The organism is Streptomyces sp. NPDC006339 (assembly GCF_040612775.1).
In the GTDB taxonomy this organism is placed as follows: Bacteria; Actinomycetota; Actinomycetes; order Streptomycetales; family Streptomycetaceae; genus Streptomyces.
The window spans coordinates 1-16,909 of the sequence record NZ_JBEXQW010000052.1; the positions used below are offsets into that span (position 1 = coordinate 1).

The window sequence follows — 16,909 nt, forward strand, 5'->3', positions numbered from 1 at the left end:
CCTTCTCCTCCTCGCACACACGCGGCCCGGACACCCGGGCCACACCCCATTCTCGCGCCCCTGCCGACATGCCCTCCGGCTGGTTCCTGCCCAACGACGGCTACGGCTGCGGCTACACCGCACCCCTCAAGAGCACCGTCGACGCCCTCAAGGCACGGGGCTTCCAGACCGGACTGTGGACCTCCACCGGCCTCGCGAACATCGGCCAGGAGGTCGGCACCGCCGGCACCCGCGGGGTCAAGACCGACGTCGCGTGGATCGGCTCCGGCTACAAGTACGCCTTCGACGGCGTCCAGCAGGCCGTCGACGGCATCGAGAAGAACTCCGACGCCCGCCGTTACGTGTGGACCGTCGACGGCTGGGCCGGCACCCAGCGCAACGCCGTCGTCTGGACCGGCGACACCTCCGGCACCTGGGACGCCATGCGCTGGCACGTCCCCGCCATCACGGGCGCCGGCCTGTCCGGCTTCAACTACGCCTCCGGCGACGTCGACGGCATCTTCGGCGGCAGCCCCAAGACCTATGTCCGCGACCTCCAGTGGAAGGCGTTCACCCCCGCCTTCATGACCATGTCGGGCTGGGGCCCCACCAACCCCTCGGCCGGCTACCAGGACAAGCAGCCCTGGCGGTTCCCCGACCCGTACCTCTCCATCAACCGCACGTACCTCAAGCTCAAGATGCGGCTGATGCCCTACCTGTACTCCGCCAGCCGGGTCGCCCACGAGACCGGCGTCCCCTCCACCCGGGCCATGGTCCTCGAATACCCGGACAACCCGGTGGCGCGCGGCAACCTGACCAGCGGCCAGTTCATGTCCGGCGACTCCTTCCTGGTCGCGCCCGTCGTCTCGGACACCACCACCCGCGACGGCATCTACCTGCCGGCCGGCACCTGGACCGACTACTGGACGGGCAGGACGTACAGCGGACCGGGCTGGCTCAACGGCTACGACGCCCCGCTCGACACCCTGCCGCTCCTCGTCAAGGGCGGGGGCATCGTGCCCATGTGGCCGCAGATGAACCACACCGGCGAGAAGCCCGTCTCCACGCTCACCTACGACATCTACCCGCGCGGCTCCTCCACCTTCACCCTCTACGAGGACGACGGCCTGACCCGCCGGTACCAGAACGGCGCCTACGCCAAGCAGAAGGTGGACGTCACCGCCCCGGCCTCCGGCACGGGCGACGTGCGCATCGCCGTCGGCGCGAGCACCGGCACGTACGACGGCAAGCCCGCCTCCCGCGGCTACGAGTTCAGCGTCCACGCGGCCGGCGCCCCGACGGCCGTCACCGTCGACGGCACCGCGCTGCCCGCGCTGAGCTCGAAGAGCGCCTACGCCACCGCCGCCTCCGGCTGGTACTTCGACCCGGCCGACCGCTCCGGCACGCTCTGGATCAAGGCAGGACCGAAGTCCGCGGCCTTCACCGTCACCGCCTCCGGCGTGACGCTGCTCCCCAGCACCCCCGTCGCGGGCACCTCCGGCACCCCGATCCCCAAGACCGACTGGAAGGTCGTCCGCGCCGACAGCGAGGAGACCTCGGCCGAGAACGGCGCGGCGGCCAACGCCATCGACGGCGACCCGGCCACGCGGTGGCACACCGCCTACTCCGGTACGACGGCACCGCTGCCCCACGAGATCCAGATCGACCTCGGCGCCCGCTACGACGTCGACGGCCTCCGCTACCTCCCGCGCCAGGACGGCGGTGTCAACGGCCGGATCGGCGGCTACGAGGTGTACGTGTCGGAGACCACCGGCGACTGGGGCAGCCCCGTCGCCACGGGCACCTTCGCCGACACCGCGACGGAGAAGACGGTCGCCACGGCCGCCAAACGGGGCCGCTATCTGAAGCTGAGGGCGCTCACGGAGGCCGGCGGGCGCGGCCCCTGGACCAGCGCGGCCGAGATCTCCGCCCTGGGCAGGACGGTTCCGCTCCCCGTCGGCGCGACGCTGGTCAACGGAGCGTCCGGGAGCTGCGTCGACCTGCCGTACAGCGCGACCACGCCGGGCACCGAACCGACGCTCTACACCTGCCACGGCGGGGCGAACCAGCGGTGGACCTTCACCTCCGCGGGCACCCTCACCGGCAAGGACGGCGTCTGCCTCGACGGTTCGGCGAGCACCGTCACCATCCGGGGCTGCGACGGCTCCGCGACCCAGAAGTGGCAGCTCGGACCCGAGCTCTCGGTGACGAGCGGCGGCCGCTGCCTCGCCCCGGTCCGCTCCGGCACGGCCAACGGAACCAAGCTGGAACTCGCCGCCTGCACCGGCGGCGCGGCCCAGCGCTGGACCCCCACGGCCTGACCCGGCGCACGCGCCGTACGTCGTCCGCGTCTCCGGCCGGGCCCGGCCCTCCGCCCGGCCGGAGACGCGTCCCTGGGTGAGAAACGGCACAGATGACAGCACGTCAAGGGGCCGAAGGAGTGAAACCTTCCCGTCGCGTTTCCCGTCCTCCGGTGCAGAGACGGACGAGAACCTGCGGGGAGTGGGCATCCATGGGGCTGAAGGGCACGTACACCGCGCGCATGGCCGTGGCGGCTTCGGCGGTCGGACTCGGCGTCGCGGTATGGGGCGCCGCGGTCCTGACGGACACCGAGGCCGCCGCCGGGGACGCGGCGACGCCCACGCGGCAGGCCCCGGCCGCCGGCGCCCAGGAGCCGACCCGGGTGCCCCCGGTGAAGACGCCCGAGAGCATCGCGCACGCCGCCGAGAAGGGCGGGAACGCGGTCAACATCACCATCGACGACGGCCCCGACCCGCGGTGGACCCCCAAGGTGCTCGACATCCTCGAGGAGCACGGCGTCAAGGCCGTCTTCTGCATGGTCGGCCCGCAGGCCGCGCAGCACCCCGACCTGGTCAGGCGGGTCGTCGCCGACGGACACCGGCTCTGCGACCACACCGTCTCCCACGACACCACGATGGACAAGAAGCCCGTCGCCTACCAGCGGCAGCAGATACTCCAGGGCAAGAAGATGATCGAGGACGCGGCCGGGGGAGCGAAGGTGGAGTACTACCGGGCCCCCGGCGGCGCCTTCACCCCGGACAGCCGGCGGATCGCCGCCGCGGCGGGGATGCGGCCGCTGGGCTGGAACGTGGACACCAAGGACTTCGAGCGGCCGGGCACCGCCGCGATCGTCCGGACGGTCAAGACCGAACTGGGCAACGGGCCGACGATCCTCTTCCACGACGGCGGCGGCGACCGCCGTCAGACCGTCGCCGCCCTGCGTCAGGTGCTGCCGTGGCTGAAGGACCAGGGACGCACCTTCAGCTTCCCGGTGCGGACGACCCCTTGACCCCCTTCCCGCCCTCGGGCGAGACCGGGGCCGAGCCCCGCTCGGTGAGGGTGATGGCGGCCGCCGGGCACACTCCGGCGGCGACGCGGACCGCCGCGCGCCGGTCCTCGGCGGGGCGGGCGTCGAGGAGGACGACGAGCCCCTCGTCCTCGTCCTGGTCGAAGACGGCGGGCGCGGTCAGGGCACACATCCCGGCACCGAGGCAGCGGTGGCGGTCGACACGGACGTCCATCGCCGGTCAGCCCTCGGCCCCGTCGTCCCAGGTGACCGGAAGCCGGTGCACGCCGTAGATGTTCATGTCCGTCCGCAGCGGCACCTCCTCCGGCGGTACGGCGAGACGCAGCGTGGGGAACCGCCTCAGCAGGGCGGGCAGCGCCACCGTCAGCTCCACACGGGCGAGTTGCTGCCCGAGGCACTGGTGGGCGCCGTGCCCGAAGCCCAGATGTCCCGTGGCCTTGCGGTGCAGGTCGAGGACGTCCGGCTCGGGAAAGCGCGCCGGGTCGCGGTTGGCCGCCTCGAACGAGAGGGTGACGCTCTCGCCCGCCCGGATCAGTCGCCCGTCCAGCTCGATGTCCTCCAGCGCGGACTTCACGCTGGTGTGGGCGACCGTCAGATAGCGCATCAGTTCCTCGACGGCCTGCGGAGCGAGGTCCGGATCGGTGCGCAGCGCCTCGGCCTGGGCCGGGTTGCGGAGCAGCGCGAACGTGCCGTGGGCGATCATGTTGGCGGTGGTGTCGAGCCCGGCGGCCAGCAGGAAGCCGCCGATGCCGACCAGTTCCTCGTCGGTGAGGTCGGAGTCCCGCGCCAGGTCGCCCAGCAGGTCCCCGTCCACGTCGCCGTCCACGTCCCCGTCCGGGGCGCCGTCCGGGTCGCCCGCCGGGGCGCCGGAGGGCCCGGCACTCGCCGCCCCGGCCGCCGTCCGCTTGGCCGCGACCAGCTCGACCATGTAGTCCTGCAGCCCGGCGAAGGCGGCGTGCCGTTCCTCGAGCGTCACGTCCATCGCCATGAGCGTGTGCGCGTGGTTCTGGAAGCGCTCGCGGTCGGCGTAGGGCACCCCGAGCAACTCGCAGATCATCAGTGCGGGAAGAGGGCGCGCGAACGCCTCCACCAGGTCCGTGCCCGGCCCGCGGCGCTCCATCGCGTCCAGGTGCTCGGCGGTGATCTCCTCGGCGCGCGCGGCCAGCCGCCGCATCCGGCGCACGGTGAACCGGCCGGCGAGGAGTCGCCGTAAGCGGGTGTGCTCGGGCGCGTCCATCCCGGTCATGTCCCCGACCGGGGCCGGCGGGAGCGGGCCTTCGGGGCCGCCGGGGAAGGGGTGGTGCAGCAGCTCGTAGCGCGAGCTGAAGCGCGGGTCCCCCATGATCGCGCGGATGGTGGCGTACCCGGTGGCCAGCCAGCCGACGTGCCCGTCGGGATAGGTCATCCGGGCCAGCGGCCGCTGCTCGCGTATCTCCGCCAGGCCGGCGGGCGGGTCGAAGGGGCAGCCGGCGGCGCGCCGGGTGGGAAGCGTGACCGGCTCGGCGGCGGGCAGGTCGGGAGCGGACGGTTCGTGCTGCACGGTTTCCTCCAGAGGAGAGGCGAAGACAAGTGATGCCGTCCGTGCCATCATGGCGCCACTATGGCGCCATGGCAAGTCATTCTGGTGCCATGTGATGGCGCCTCGGTGATGCGTCCCCATCGCGCCGACCCCCTCCGCGGCCGTTGCGTGAGCGATCTTGAGCGGGCAGCATGAGCCACCGACCGGGCGCCGCGCTCATCAGGGACGCGCGGCGAACGGCACGGAAGGGAAGCATCATGATCAGGCTGTCGGACGGCCCCATGACCTGGGTGGCGACCGGGGACAGCATCACCCAGGGCGTCCTGCACACCCACGGCGCCCGGAGCTGGGTGGAGCACCTTCAGGAACGGGTCCGCTGGCAGTTGGACCGGCTGACCGACATCGTGGTCAACAGCGGTGTCTCCGCGTGGCGGGCCGTGGACGTGCTCGCCGCCCACGAGCGGCTGATCGGCCGGTTCGCCCCCGACGTGCTGTCCGTCTCGCTCGGCACCAACGACTGCCTCGCCGGACCGGACGGGCTGCCCGAGTTCCACGACGCGATGCGCCGGATCGTCGCCGCGGCCGGTCCGCGGACGCAGGTCGTCCTGCACACGCCCGTCCTGGTCAGCGCCTCGGGCCGGGAGCGCCGCGCCGCGCTGCCCGACTACTGCCGGGCGGTGCGCGAGATCGCCGAGGACACCGGGGCGCTGCTGGTCGACCACGAGGCCGACTGGCGGGAGCACTTTGGCTCGGACGACCCGATCCCCTGGCTCGACGACCCGGCGCACCCCAACGCCGTCGGCCATCTGCGGATGGCGAACCACACCCTGCGCACCCTCGGCCTGGGCGAGCTGGATCCGCTCTGATCGGGACCGGGGGACGGGAGCCCGGGACCGGACCGGTCCCGGCTCACCGCAGGCTGGCGCCCTGCGAGCGCAGCTCCCGCTGGACCGCGTCGGCCGAGATCTCGCGGGGCAGCCGGCCCCCGGCCGAGGCGAGCGCGGCGCAGACACCGGCCGCCTGACCCGTCGCCATGGAGATCGGCATGACGCGGTACGAGGAGTGGGCCACGTGGTCCCCCGAGATGCAGCGGCCGGCGACCAGGACCCGGTCCACGTCCCTCGGGACCAGGCAGCGCAGCGGGATGTCGTACGACGCGCCGCGCGGGAGCCGTCGGAGCGTGGTGCCGCGGCCGCTCGGGTTGTGGATGTCCACGGGATAGGCGCCGCGGGCGACGGCGTCGTCGAAGGTGCGCGCCGTCAGCACGTCCTCCCCGGTGAGCTCGTACTCGCCCAGGATCCGGCGCGTCTCGCGGACCCCCACCTGGACCCCGCTCTGCACCACGTACGACTGTCCGAAGCCCGGTACGCGCCCGCGCAGGAAGCGGGCGATCTGCTCCATCTGGCGGTGGGCCGCGAACTCCGCGCGGGTGAGGTCCCAGACGCTGGTGCCCAGCACCTCCGTGACCCGGGTGGAGTTGACCGCGACCTCGCCGGTGTTCGGGGTGGCGAAGAAGAGCATGTCCTCGCGGGGCAGGTCCAGTTCACCGGCGTCGGTGGCCGCGCGGACCAGGTCCCACAGACCGTGCACGCCCTTCCACTGGTCCGGGTGGGACCGGGCGTACCCCGCGAACTCCTCCTGGTCGAAGCGGACCATGCGGAACATCAGCGTCATGGGCTGGGTCCAGCCGTCCTCCGGGCGCCCGATCTCGTACGCGGCCCCGGCCGCCGCGGCGATGTCCCCGTCACCGGTGCAGTCGACGATCACGTCGGCGTCGATGACGAGCGGCCCGGACTTGGTCTCGAACACGGCCCGGGCCCGGTCGGGCATGGGGACGACACCGGAGGCGAAGGCGTGCAGCAGCGTGCGCACCTCGTGCGTCTCCAGGAGGTCGTACACCACCAGCTTGAACAGCTCGGCGTCGAAGGGCACCGTGTAGCCGGTCTCGACCGAGGGCCGGATCGCCGCCCCGGCCCGCACGAGCTGTTCGAGCAGCACCCGCAGCACCCCGCCCACGACCGGCTCGCCCTCGCCGTGGTCGGGCGGCAGCAGCCGCGAGGCGTCCCCGACGACGGCCTGCTTGACCTCGTTGTGGAAACTCATCAGCGGCATGACGAGCGCGGCCGTGGCGTTGCCGCCCAGGAAGCCGTAGCGCTCCACCAGGATGACCTCGGCACCCGCGTTGGCGGCGCCGAGAGCCGCACCGATCCCGGCGGGCCCGCCGCCGACGACCAGCACCTGGGTGGAGCCCGCGTGCAGCGCCTGCCGCGGCGGGAGCTCCACGTTCCGGGGGACTCGGGGCGGATTCAGGTAGGTCACATGATCTCCTGGGAGCCAGGACGCGGACGATGGCGGGCGGCGTCAGCCGACCGGTGCCAGCGGCGGTGTCGACGGATCGGAGAGCAGCGGCGGCGGAGCGATGCGGTCCAGATAGGCCAGGAAGCGTTCGGCCGTCACGTCCGCCCGCAGCCGCAACGCCGCCGTCCGCGCGGCCGTCTCGGCCAGACGGGCCGGCCGCTCGTCCCACAGCCGGTCGACCTCGGCCAGGAGCAGACCGACGTTCTCCCGCACCACACCCCGCAGGGCGGGCGCGCCGACCTGCTGGGCGAAGTCGAAGACCTTGCCCGCGTACGGCAGCGGCAGCAACGGCACCCCGGACAGCGCGGCGAAGATCAGGAAGTGCAGTCGCATGCCGATGGCCAGATCCAGGTGCTTGACGATGTCGAGCACCTGCTGCGGACGGGAGGCGCCCCGCAGGACCGTGCACGCGCCCGCGTCGGCCATGTGGGAGGCCACGGCGTGCGCGTGCCGGATGTCGTCGCGCTCCATCGGGACGAAGACGACATGGGCCTCCAGCCGGTTGACCAGGAAGTCACCCACATGGGCGAGCAGTTGGTGGTACCCCTCCTCGTCGAGGTGCTCGGCCGCACGGCCCGGCTCCCGCACGCTCATCCCGACCAGCCGCACCCCGCTCGGCACCGCCTCGGCCCGCAGCAACTCCTCCCCGCCGTCACCCGGCCGCAACAGCAGCGCCGGGTCGGCGGTGACCGTGATGGGCCGCTCGAGGCCGGCCTCTTCGAGGACCACCTTCGACTCCTCGTCGCGGACCGTCACCTCGGCCGCGTCGCTGAGCGTGGTGCGGACCCAGTTGCAGTCCACCTCGTCGGTCAGCGGACCCGCGCCCACCGCGTACGTGAAGACGGGGACGCCGTAGCCCTGGGCGGTGCGCACCAGCCGCAGATAGCGGCGCGCCTCGGTGTTGTAGAGGATGCCGCCGCCGCCCAGCACGAGCACGTCGAGCCGCCGCAGGTGCGCGGAGGTCCGTTCCCTCGTCAGCCCCTCCCAGCCGACCACCTCGACGTCCGGTCGGACGCTGCGGCTGTAGTCGGGGTTGCGGGAGAAGACCACGACACGGACATCCGGTCGGGCCGCCCGCAAGCGGTCCAGCATGGCGGTGAGGATCGCCTCGTCGCCCACGTTCCGTCCCCCGTAGGAGCCCAGCACTCCCACGGTGACTGCGCTGTCGTCGCCCATGATCGCCTCTCGTGCCCGGTGCGCGTACTCCTACACCAGTTCACCCCATCGCGAGATTTACGCATCTCGGGACGGGTCAGCCGCTCGGCGGCGGGAACTCCTGCTCCGCCCAGATGGTCTTGCCGCTGCGGCTGTAGCGGCTGCCCCAGCGGGTGGTGAGCTGAGCCACCAGGTAGAGGCCGCGGCCGCCCTCGTCGGTCAGCCGCGCCCGGCGCATCCGGGGGTGGGTGGCGCTGGGGTCGGAGACCTCGCAGATCAGCCGGCCCGCGCGGATCAGCCGTACCTCGATCGGCCCGCCGGCGTATCGGACCGCGTTGGTGACCAGTTCGCTCAGCACCAACTCGGTGGTGAACACGAGCTCCTCCAGCCCCCACGCGTGCAGCTTGGCGGTGGCCGCCTCCCGTACGGTGCCGACCGCCGCCGGATCGGCGTCGATCGTCCAGAAGGCCGCGTCCTCCGCCGGCACGGCCCGGGTACGGGCGAGCAGCAGCGTCACGTCGTCTGCGAGGCCGTCGGCGGGGCGGCCCGCGACGATCTCGCGGGCGAGTTCCCGCAGCGGTCGGGCGAGCGCGCCGGGGCGGGCGAGACGGGCGGCGAGGTCCGCCATGCCTCCGTCCAGGTCGCCGTCCCGCCCTTCGATCAGTCCGTCGGTGTAGAGGGCGAGCACGCTGCCCGGCGCCAGGTCGACCTCCGTCGCCTCGAACGGCAGTCCGCCGACGCCCAGGGGCGGTCCCGGGTCGACCGGCAGGTACGCCACCCGGCCCTCCGGGTCCGCGACGGCGGGCGGCGGATGGCCGGCGGACGCCACCACACAGCGCAGGGTCACCGGGTCGTAGACCGCGTACGCGCAGGTCGCACCGGTGGGGGAGGAGGCGTGACGGACGCCCCAGCCGTGGTCCTCGTCCTCGTCCTCGTCCCGGTCCTCGTCCTCGTCCCGGTCCTCGCCCGGGGTATCGACCCGGCCCTCGTCCCGGTCCCCGTCCCGGTCCTCGTGGTGCTCGCTCTCCTCGGGTTCGGCGAGCAACTGGGAGACGAGATCGTCGAGATGGGTGAGCAGCTCGTCCGGTTCGAGGTCGAGGTCCGCGAGGGTGCGGACGGCCGTGCGCAGCCTGCCCATGGTGGCGGTGGCCGCGAGCCCGTGACCGACCACGTCCCCCACCACCAGGGCCACCCGCCCCGAGGACAGCGGGATCACGTCGAACCAGTCGCCGCCGACACCGGTCGTCGTGTCGGCGGGAAGGTAGACGCCCGCCGTGGTCGCGGCGGCCGTCTCGGTCTGCGTGGGCGGCAGCATGCTGCGCTGGAGGCCGACGGCCGCGCGCCGCTCCCGGGTGAAGCGGCGGGCGTTGTCCAAGGCGAGCGCCGCACGGTCGGCGATCTCGCGCAGCAGGTCCCGGTCGGCCTCCTCGTACGGGCCGCGGTCGGCGTGCCGTCCCACGGACACCCGGCCGAGCAGGATCCCTCGGGCGCGCAGCGGAGCCTCCATGGCCACCCGGTAGCCGCCCACCCCCACCCCCGCCGCCCCTACGCCGGAACTGCCGGCACCCTCGCCGCCGGTGGTGTCCGCGGGCCGGCCCGCCACGACGGTACGGCGGAGAGGGAGCCGTCCCTCCGGGTCGGGGGCCGGCTCCTCGCCGAGGAACACCGCCTCCGCGATCTCCACGACGGCGAGGTCGGCGAGGCCGGGCACCAGCGCGGCGGCCAGCTCCCTGCCCGTGTCCCGGACCGACAGCGACCCCGCGACCCGGGCCGTGGCATGCTGAAGCAGCGCCAGCCGCTCGCCCGAACGACGCAGCTCCGTCTCGTCGGTGAAGAGCGCCGTCACACCCAGCACCTGCCCGTCGGGAGCCTGCAACCGGAACGCCGTGATCGCGATGACCACCCCGCCGGCGGGATCCTCCACGGTGCGCAGCAGCTCCTCCGCCCGGATCAGCGGCCGGCCCGTCCGCAGGACCAGGCGCAGCTTCTCCTCCACCGCCTCCGCGTCCCCCGGCCACAGGAAGTCCCCCAGCCGGCGGCCGCTCAGATCCGACGGCACCCCCGAGTACGGCAGCAGATGGGTGTTGGTGCGCAGCAGCCGCAACCCGGGGTCGAACACCGCGAGCCCCACCCGGTCCTGGAGGAAGAGCTCCCTGACGAACGCGCGGTCCTCGTGCCAGCGGGCCGCCAGGGACGCCGCCGTGGCCAGGACGAGGCACCCCGCCCCGTCGCCCGCCGCCCCCTCGCCTCCGCCGCTCCCGGTGTCACCGCCGTTCGCCGTCCCGCCCCCGTCGAGGGCGAAGACGCGGAAGACGACGGGCACGTCCTCGCCCCGGCCCGAGCGCAGCACCGCCTCGCCGCCCCGGGCTCCGCGCGCGTACGCCTCCAGCAGCGTCGGCCAGGCCGCGGGATCCGCCAGCAGGGCACGCGCCGGCCGGCCCACGACCTCGGCGGCGGACCGGCCGAGGAGCGCCCCGGCCTCCGGGGTCCAGCCGCTGATCCGGCCGCGCCCGTCGAGCAGGACCCCGGCCGTGCCCTCCGGAAAGGGAGGGAGGCTGTCACCGGGGAAGGGCGTGCCGCTCAGGGGCGTGCCGCTCACGGCGCCCCCTCCTCACCGCCGCCGCCCTCGGCCTCCGCCAGGGCGTGGGCACGGGCGATCAGCAGCGCCACGTCGTCGTGGTCGTCCGGGCCGCGCAGCGCGCCCAGGAGCAGATCGCAGGTCTGCTCCAGGGGGAGCGAGGACGACAGGGCGAGCAGGTCGGTGAGGGCCGCGAGCCGGACGTCGATGTCCTGGTCGCGCGTCTCCACCAGGCCGTCCGTGTAGAGCACCAGCTCGTCGCCCGCCTCGAAGGCGATCTCCACGGTCTCGAAGGGGACGCCGCCGACCCCCAGCGGCGCGCCGGTGGGCAGGTCGAGCAGCCGGGGCGCCCGGCCCGCCGGGACGTGCACGGGCGGCGGATGACCCGCGTTGGCGAGGCGGCAGATCCTCCGCCGGGGGTCGTACACCGCGTACACACAGGTGGCCATCGCCTCGTCCAGACCGGCGACCGTGCGGTCCAGATGGGTGAGGACCACGGCCGGCGGCAGGCCGAGGGCGGCGAGCGTGCGGGCCGCGGTGCGCACCTGCCCCATGGTGGCCGCCGCGTTGATGCCGCTGCCCATCACGTCGCCGACCACGAGGGCCGTCTCGCCGCCCGGCAGCGGGATCGCGTCGAACCAGTCGCCGCCGACCTCGACCGCCGCGGACGCCGGCTGATAGCGGTAGGCCGCGTCGAGCCCGTTCAGCCGGGCCGGTCCGTGCGGCAGCAGATGGCGCTGCAGGGCGAGCGCCGCCTGGCTCTGGTGCCGGTACCAGCGGGCGTTGTCGATGGCCACGGCGGCCCGGGCCGCCAGCTCCCCGGCGAGCAGGACGTCGTCCCGGTCGAAGGGCAGGGAGTTGCGGGCCCGTTTGAGGTCCAGCACACCGAGGACGACGCCCCGGGCCCGCAGCGGCACGGCCAGATAGGAGTGGACGCCGGCCTGCCGGAGGAGCCGGGCGGCGGAGTCGGCCCGGGCGATGCGGGTCAGGTCGTCGTCGGTGACGCGCTCGACGAGCACCGGCCGGCCGGTGCGGGCGCACTGCGTGACCAGCCGCTCGGCGCCGTATCGGGCCGGTTCGCCGACCGGGTCGGCCGCCTCCTCCGCCGGAGTGGGGTACGCGGCCTTCACCGCGAGCGCGCGGAACACCGCCGGACCCGAGGTGCGCGTCCCCCCGTGATGCGGACCGCTCAGGATGTCCTCCAGGACGTCTACCGCCGCGATGTCGGCGAACTCCGGCACCACCAGGTCCGCCAGTTCGTGCGCGGTCAGGTCCAGGTCGAGCGTGGTCCCCACCCGCTCCGAGGCGTCCGCGATCACCGCGAGCCGGCGCCTGGCCCGCGCGGCCGCCCGAGCGGCGTGGTGCTGGTCGGTGATGTCCACGACCGAGGCCGCGACACCGACGACCCGCTGCGCCGAGGTCTCCAGACGGTAGAGCGAGATCGACCAGATCTGCTGTCGCCCGCCGGGACGCAAGGGGCCCCGCACGCTCCGGGACAGCAGGGGAGCCCCCGTCTCCAGCACCTCGCGGAGCGCCGACTCCACCATGTCCGCGTCCGGGGTCGCCACCGCCTGGCGGAACGTACGGCCCAGATGGGCGTCGGCGCTCCGGCCGGCGATCCGTTCCATCGCCGGATTCACCAGCACGAACCGGAGATCCATGTCCAGGACCGCGAGGCCGATCGGCGAATGGGCGACCAGCCGGGAGGACAGGGCGAGGTCCTGCTCCACCCGTCGGACGGTGGCCCCGTCCGTGGCCAGGCCGAGCGCGTAGCGGCGCCCCTGGGAGTCGAGGAGACGGGTGTTGCGGAACTCGACCGGGATCGTACGGCCGTCCTTGTGACGCACCGGGAAGACACCGGCCCAGGGGCCGCCGCCCGACATGACCTGCTCGAACAGGGCCAGCACCCGGTCCCGGTGCCGCTCCTCGACCAGCAGCCGCGCGGCCGGCCGGCCGAGGGCCTCGTGCGCCGGGTAGCCGAAGATCGTCTCCGCCTGGGGGCTCCACAGGACGATGCGCCCCGAAGCGTCCAGGACGACGGCGGCCACTCCCAGTACGTCGAGGAGCCCGCCGGGTTCCACGGCGAGCTCACCGTTCGCCGGGTCCGGGCCGGGAGGGGGAAGGGCCGCCGCGCTCATCCTCTCCATCATCGCGCCGCGGGAGCGGACCGCCAGTCGTCCGGGCATTCGCCGGGAGGATGTGAAGGAGTTCTGTCGGTCACGTGACTTTTCCGTTGGGGATTGCCCCGGCCGCAGGGTGTCGAACATCGATGCGCTTTCTACCAACTCGTCAGTAACCCCTTCCTGACCAGCAAGATCACCTCGAACGGGCGGTCGAGCGCCGGTGTCCGGAGACTTCAGAGCACCGATGTATGGTCGGGCCGCCCTGGAACAGGTGGGCGTGAAGGCGAGGCAATTCGAGGCGAGGCACACCGATGGAAGCTCCCACCACTCCGCCGTCCGGCGGAGAAGGCCAAGGCAGCGGCTGGTTCACACGGAACCCGCCGCGGACGTCCGACCCGTCCACCACGCCGGACGCACCCCACGCGCCGGGCACGTCCACGGGACCCCACCCGTCCGCCGGACCGGGTCCGTCCGCAGGATCAGGCCCGTCCGCAGGATCCGGTTCGTCCCCCGCGCCCGGGGCGTCCCCGAGACCGGCCCCGCCGGCCGCGCCGGACACCTCCCGTACACCGGACCCGTCCGCCCGGTGGCACGCCTTCACACCGAACAGGCCCGACACGACGCATACGCCGAGCACGACGAACACGCCGCACGCGACGCCTGCGCCGAACGGGGCCGGCACGCCGAACCCGGCGCCCTCCGCGCACCGGGCGCCCCAGGCGCCCCGCCCACCGGAGGAGCCGGGTTCCCCGGGCTTCCCGGGCACCCCGGCCGCTTCGGCCACCTCGGACGCCTCGGACACCTCGGACGCGGCGCTCCTGCGCCGCACCATGGCCGAGATCGAGCCGATCGCCGACCAGGTCACCTCGTACTTCTACGCCCTGCTCTTCCTCCGCCACCCCGAGCTGCGGGACCTCTTCCCGGCGGCCATGAACACCCAGCGGGACCGTCTCTTCAAGGCGCTGCTCACGGCCGCAACGCACGCCGACGACACCGCCACCCTGACCACGTACCTGACCCACCTCGGGCGCGGTCACCGGAAGTACGGCACCCGCCCCGAGCACTACCCGGCCGTCGGCGAGGCCCTGATCGGGGCCCTCACCCGTTACGCGCCCGCCGTCTGGGGGCCGAGGACCGAGGCCGCCTGGGTGGCCGCGTACACCGCGATCTCCCAGATCATGATCGACGCGGCGACCGAGGACGAACTCCGTTCGCCCGCCTGGTGGCAGGCGGAGGTGGTCGCCCACGAGATGCGGACGGCGGACATCGCGGTCGTCACCGTGCGGCCCGACCAGCCCTATCCCTTCCTCGCCGGGCAGTACACCGCCCTGGAGACCCCGTGGTGGCCGCGCGTCTGGCGGCACTACTCCTTCGCCTCCGCGCCCCGCTCCGACGGCCTGCTGTCCTTCCACGTCAAGGCCGTTCCGGCGGGCTGGGTCTCCAACGCGCTCGTGCACCGAGCCCGCCCGGGCGACGTCATCCGGCTCGGCCCGCCGGCCGGTTCCATGACCGTGGACCACAACTCCGACAACGGGCTGCTGTGCCTCGGCGGCGGCACCGGCATCGCCCCCATCAAGGCCCTCGTCGAGGACGTCGCCCGGCACGGCCGCCGCCGCACCGTCGACGTCTTCTACGGCGCCCGCGAGAACGACGGCCTGTACGACATCGAGACGATGCTCCGGCTGCGGCAGTCGCACCCCTGGCTCTCGGTGCGCCCCGTCCTGGACGACGCCCCCGGCGGCCTGCCCACCGGCGGACTGCCCGACGCCATCCGCGAACACGGCCCGTGGCACACCCACGACGCCTACCTGTCCGGCCCGCCCGGAATGATCCGCCGCGGTGTCGAGGCCCTGATGGGCGTCGGCATCCCCACCCACCGCATACGACACGACTCCATAGAGGAACTGGTCGGGGCAACCACGTGAGCACTTTCCAGCAGGACCCGAGAACCTTCGAACCGACCGGGCCGGGGGCGACGGCGCCCCTGCGCACCACCCGTCCGGGCAGCGACGGCGAACACCTCGTCCAACGGCGCCTCGGCAGCACCGAGCGCGCCGACCGCTTCTACGCCGAACAGGTCCTCGACCGGCTGAACGACCGCATGCGCGAGTTCACGGCCCGGCAGGAGATGTTCTTCCTGGCCACCGCCGACCGCCACGGAGCCTGCGACAGCACCTTCCGCGCCGGCCCGCCCGGTTTCCTCCACGTCCTGGACGACAGGACGCTCGCCTATCCCGAGTACCGGGGCAACGGCGTGCACGCCAGCCTCGGCAACATCGAGGAGAACCCGCACGTCGGCGTCCTGATGGTCGACTTCCTCCGCGACCGCATCGGCCTCCACGTCAACGGCCGGGCCAGGGTCCTCGCCGACGACGAGATGCGCCGGGCCCGCCCCGACGCCGGCCTCCCCGTCGACCCGGTGCCCGGCCGGCGGGCCGTCGTCTGGGTCGAGATCACCGTCGACGAGGCGTACATCCACTGCGCCAAGCACATTCCGCACCTCCAGAAGGTCCCCGCACGCGGCCCGGACCGGCCCTGGGGCACGGACGACGTCAAGCGCAAGGGCGGCGACTTCTTCGGCGCGGCCGCCGAGGCCCCGGAGCGCGGCCCCTTCCTGCCGCCGCCCCGCCCGGAAACGGCGACCTGGCAGGCCGACGCGCAGACCTGGCGCGCGGCGGCCGAGACGGTCCTGGCGAAGGCGGACTCGGCGGCCGGCACCCGGACGTTCAGCGGCTGGTTCAGCCGAAGCACGGAGTGACGGAGCGGGGGGTGCGAAGGGCAGCGGCCCGGGTGCTCGTACGCGGCGGGTGAACGGCGGCGGTTCGTCCGCTCCTGCGCGGAGGGCGGACGGCAGCGGTCCCCGCGCTGTGACGCGGCGGCCGAGGGGCAGCGGTTCGTGCGTCCCGCACGCGGCCGGTGAACGGCAACGCTCGTGCGCGCCCCTTCGCGGCGGCCGAGGGGCAGAGGTCCGCGCGCCCCACACGCGGCCGGTGAACGGCAACGCTCGTACGCGCCCCTACGCGGCGGGCGAAGGACAGCGGTCCAGGCGCTCCTTCCCGGCGGGTGAACAGCAGCGGCCCGCGTGCTGCTACGCCGCGGCCCGTGCCGTCAGCCGGTCCACGGCCGTGCGCCAGGCGGTCGTCACCGCGGCGTGGGCCTGGGCCGTACGCGTCGCGCCGTCGCCGGTCAGCAGCAGCGGCGTCCCGACGTGGACGTGCAGCCCCGGCCGCCGCAGCGGCGCGGTGGCGAGCCCGGCCACCTGCTTGGCCGTACCGCCCGAGACGACGCGGCGCGCACCCGCCTGACCGATCGGGACGACCGGGGCCCCGGTGCGGTCGGTCAGGCGGGCGATGCCGGTGCGGAAGGGCTCCGGCGGGGCCTCGCCCGCGTCCTTGCGCCGGGGGAGGCCGCCCTCGGCGTAGATGAGCACGATCCGTCCCTCGCCGAGCGCCGCCGCGGCGAGGTCGAGGGCGTCGGCGGCGCGAGTGCTGTTGCGGTGCACGGGGATGTGGCCCTCGCGGGCGAGCGCGGGCCCGAGCCAGGGGACGCGCCAGAGGCCCGCCGTCGCCGCGACGACCGGCTCGATGCCGAGGCGGTGCAGCGCCGCGAGGACGATCGCCGGATCGGCGAGCGAGGTGTGGTTGGCGACGACGATGCTGCCGGGGGCGAGTTCGACGCGCGGGTCCGTGGTCACGGCGAGGCGGCCCACGGTGGGTACCAGGGTCCTGGCGATACGGCTGAGCACGTGCTTCTCCCCGAGGTCGGCGACCGGATGTGCCCTCATGGTCCGAGGCGGGCGGCCCCCACGGCCTGAGCTCCGCTACTCACCCGCCGGCCGGGCCCGTACTCAACGCGAGCGCCGGCCCGGC

At 73.9% G+C, this 16,909-nt stretch carries 12 protein-coding genes; 5 read left to right on the top strand and 7 right to left on the bottom strand.

Annotated features, from left to right (window positions below):
- Window positions 1-2,300, top strand: a 2,300-nt coding sequence (locus ABZ135_RS31680; protein ID WP_356700617.1) for a TIM-barrel domain-containing protein, incomplete at its 5' end; no start/stop codon positions are given.
- Window positions 2,301-2,491: 191 nt separating this feature from the next.
- Window positions 2,492-3,289 (top strand): polysaccharide deacetylase family protein, encoded by a 798-nt coding sequence (locus tag ABZ135_RS31685; RefSeq protein ID WP_356700619.1) that lies wholly within the window; start codon window positions 2,492-2,494, stop codon window positions 3,287-3,289.
- On the opposite strand, the gene ABZ135_RS31690 is transcribed toward ABZ135_RS31685, so the two are convergent.
- Both ABZ135_RS31690 and ABZ135_RS31695 read right to left on the bottom strand, forming a co-directional pair.
- The gene (locus ABZ135_RS31690; RefSeq protein ID WP_356700621.1) at window positions 3,261-3,521 is read right to left on the bottom strand and encodes a ferredoxin; all 261 of its coding nucleotides are present in this window, start codon (window positions 3,519-3,521) and stop codon (window positions 3,261-3,263) included. The two genes, ABZ135_RS31685 and ABZ135_RS31690, sit on opposite strands and share 29 nt — an antisense overlap.
- Window positions 3,522-3,527: 6 nt before the next feature.
- A complete protein-coding gene (locus ABZ135_RS31695) occupies window positions 3,528-4,847 on the bottom strand; it encodes a cytochrome P450 (protein WP_356700623.1) in 1,320 nt (439 codons plus the stop codon).
- A 236-nt stretch (window positions 4,848-5,083) separates the two neighbouring features.
- Between ABZ135_RS31695 and ABZ135_RS31700 the strand changes: the two genes are divergently transcribed.
- Window positions 5,084-5,692 carry an SGNH/GDSL hydrolase family protein gene (locus ABZ135_RS31700; protein WP_356700625.1) on the top strand — a complete coding sequence of 203 codons (609 nt, stop codon included), beginning with the start codon at window positions 5,084-5,086 and terminating at the stop codon, window positions 5,690-5,692.
- Window positions 5,693-5,735: 43 nt separating this feature from the next.
- Here the strand turns inward: ABZ135_RS31700 and ABZ135_RS31705 are convergent, their stop codons facing one another.
- The 4 genes from ABZ135_RS31705 to ABZ135_RS31720 all read right to left on the bottom strand — a co-directional run bounded on the left by ABZ135_RS31705 (window position 5,736) and on the right by ABZ135_RS31720 (window position 13,103).
- Window positions 5,736-7,145 (bottom strand): FAD-dependent oxidoreductase, encoded by a 1,410-nt coding sequence (locus ABZ135_RS31705; protein ID WP_356700627.1) that lies wholly within the window; start codon window positions 7,143-7,145, stop codon window positions 5,736-5,738.
- 42 nt (window positions 7,146-7,187) lie between these two features.
- The gene (locus tag ABZ135_RS31710) at window positions 7,188-8,360 is read right to left on the bottom strand and encodes a polysaccharide pyruvyl transferase family protein (RefSeq protein ID WP_356700629.1); all 1,173 of its coding nucleotides are present in this window, start codon (window positions 8,358-8,360) and stop codon (window positions 7,188-7,190) included.
- A gap of 76 nt (window positions 8,361-8,436) precedes the next feature.
- Entirely contained in the window at window positions 8,437-10,938 is a 2,502-nt protein-coding gene (locus tag ABZ135_RS31715) for a SpoIIE family protein phosphatase (protein WP_356700631.1), read from the bottom strand.
- Complete coding sequence (locus ABZ135_RS31720) at window positions 10,935-13,103, bottom strand: SpoIIE family protein phosphatase (RefSeq protein ID WP_356700633.1); 2,169 nt, start codon at window positions 13,101-13,103, stop codon at window positions 10,935-10,937. Before ABZ135_RS31720 ends, ABZ135_RS31715 begins: the two co-directional genes overlap by 4 nt.
- A gap of 767 nt (window positions 13,104-13,870) precedes the next feature.
- On the opposite strand from ABZ135_RS31720, the gene ABZ135_RS31725 reads away from it, so the two are divergent.
- Together ABZ135_RS31725 and ABZ135_RS31730 are read left to right on the top strand one after the other, a co-directional pair.
- Window positions 13,871-14,965, top strand: a complete 1,095-nt coding sequence (locus ABZ135_RS31725) for a globin domain-containing protein (RefSeq protein ID WP_356700635.1) — start codon at window positions 13,871-13,873, stop codon at window positions 14,963-14,965.
- Window positions 14,966-15,024: 59 nt separating this feature from the next.
- Window positions 15,025-15,798 carry a pyridoxamine 5'-phosphate oxidase family protein gene (locus tag ABZ135_RS31730; RefSeq protein WP_356700688.1) on the top strand — a complete coding sequence of 258 codons (774 nt, stop codon included), beginning with the start codon at window positions 15,025-15,027 and terminating at the stop codon, window positions 15,796-15,798.
- Between the two features lie 330 nt (window positions 15,799-16,128).
- Here the strand turns inward: ABZ135_RS31730 and ABZ135_RS31735 are convergent, their stop codons facing one another.
- Window positions 16,129-16,785: a lysophospholipid acyltransferase family protein gene (locus ABZ135_RS31735; RefSeq protein WP_356700690.1), complete on the bottom strand. Its 657-nt coding sequence runs from the start codon at window positions 16,783-16,785 to the stop codon at window positions 16,129-16,131.
- Between the last annotated feature and the right edge of the window lie 124 nt (window positions 16,786-16,909).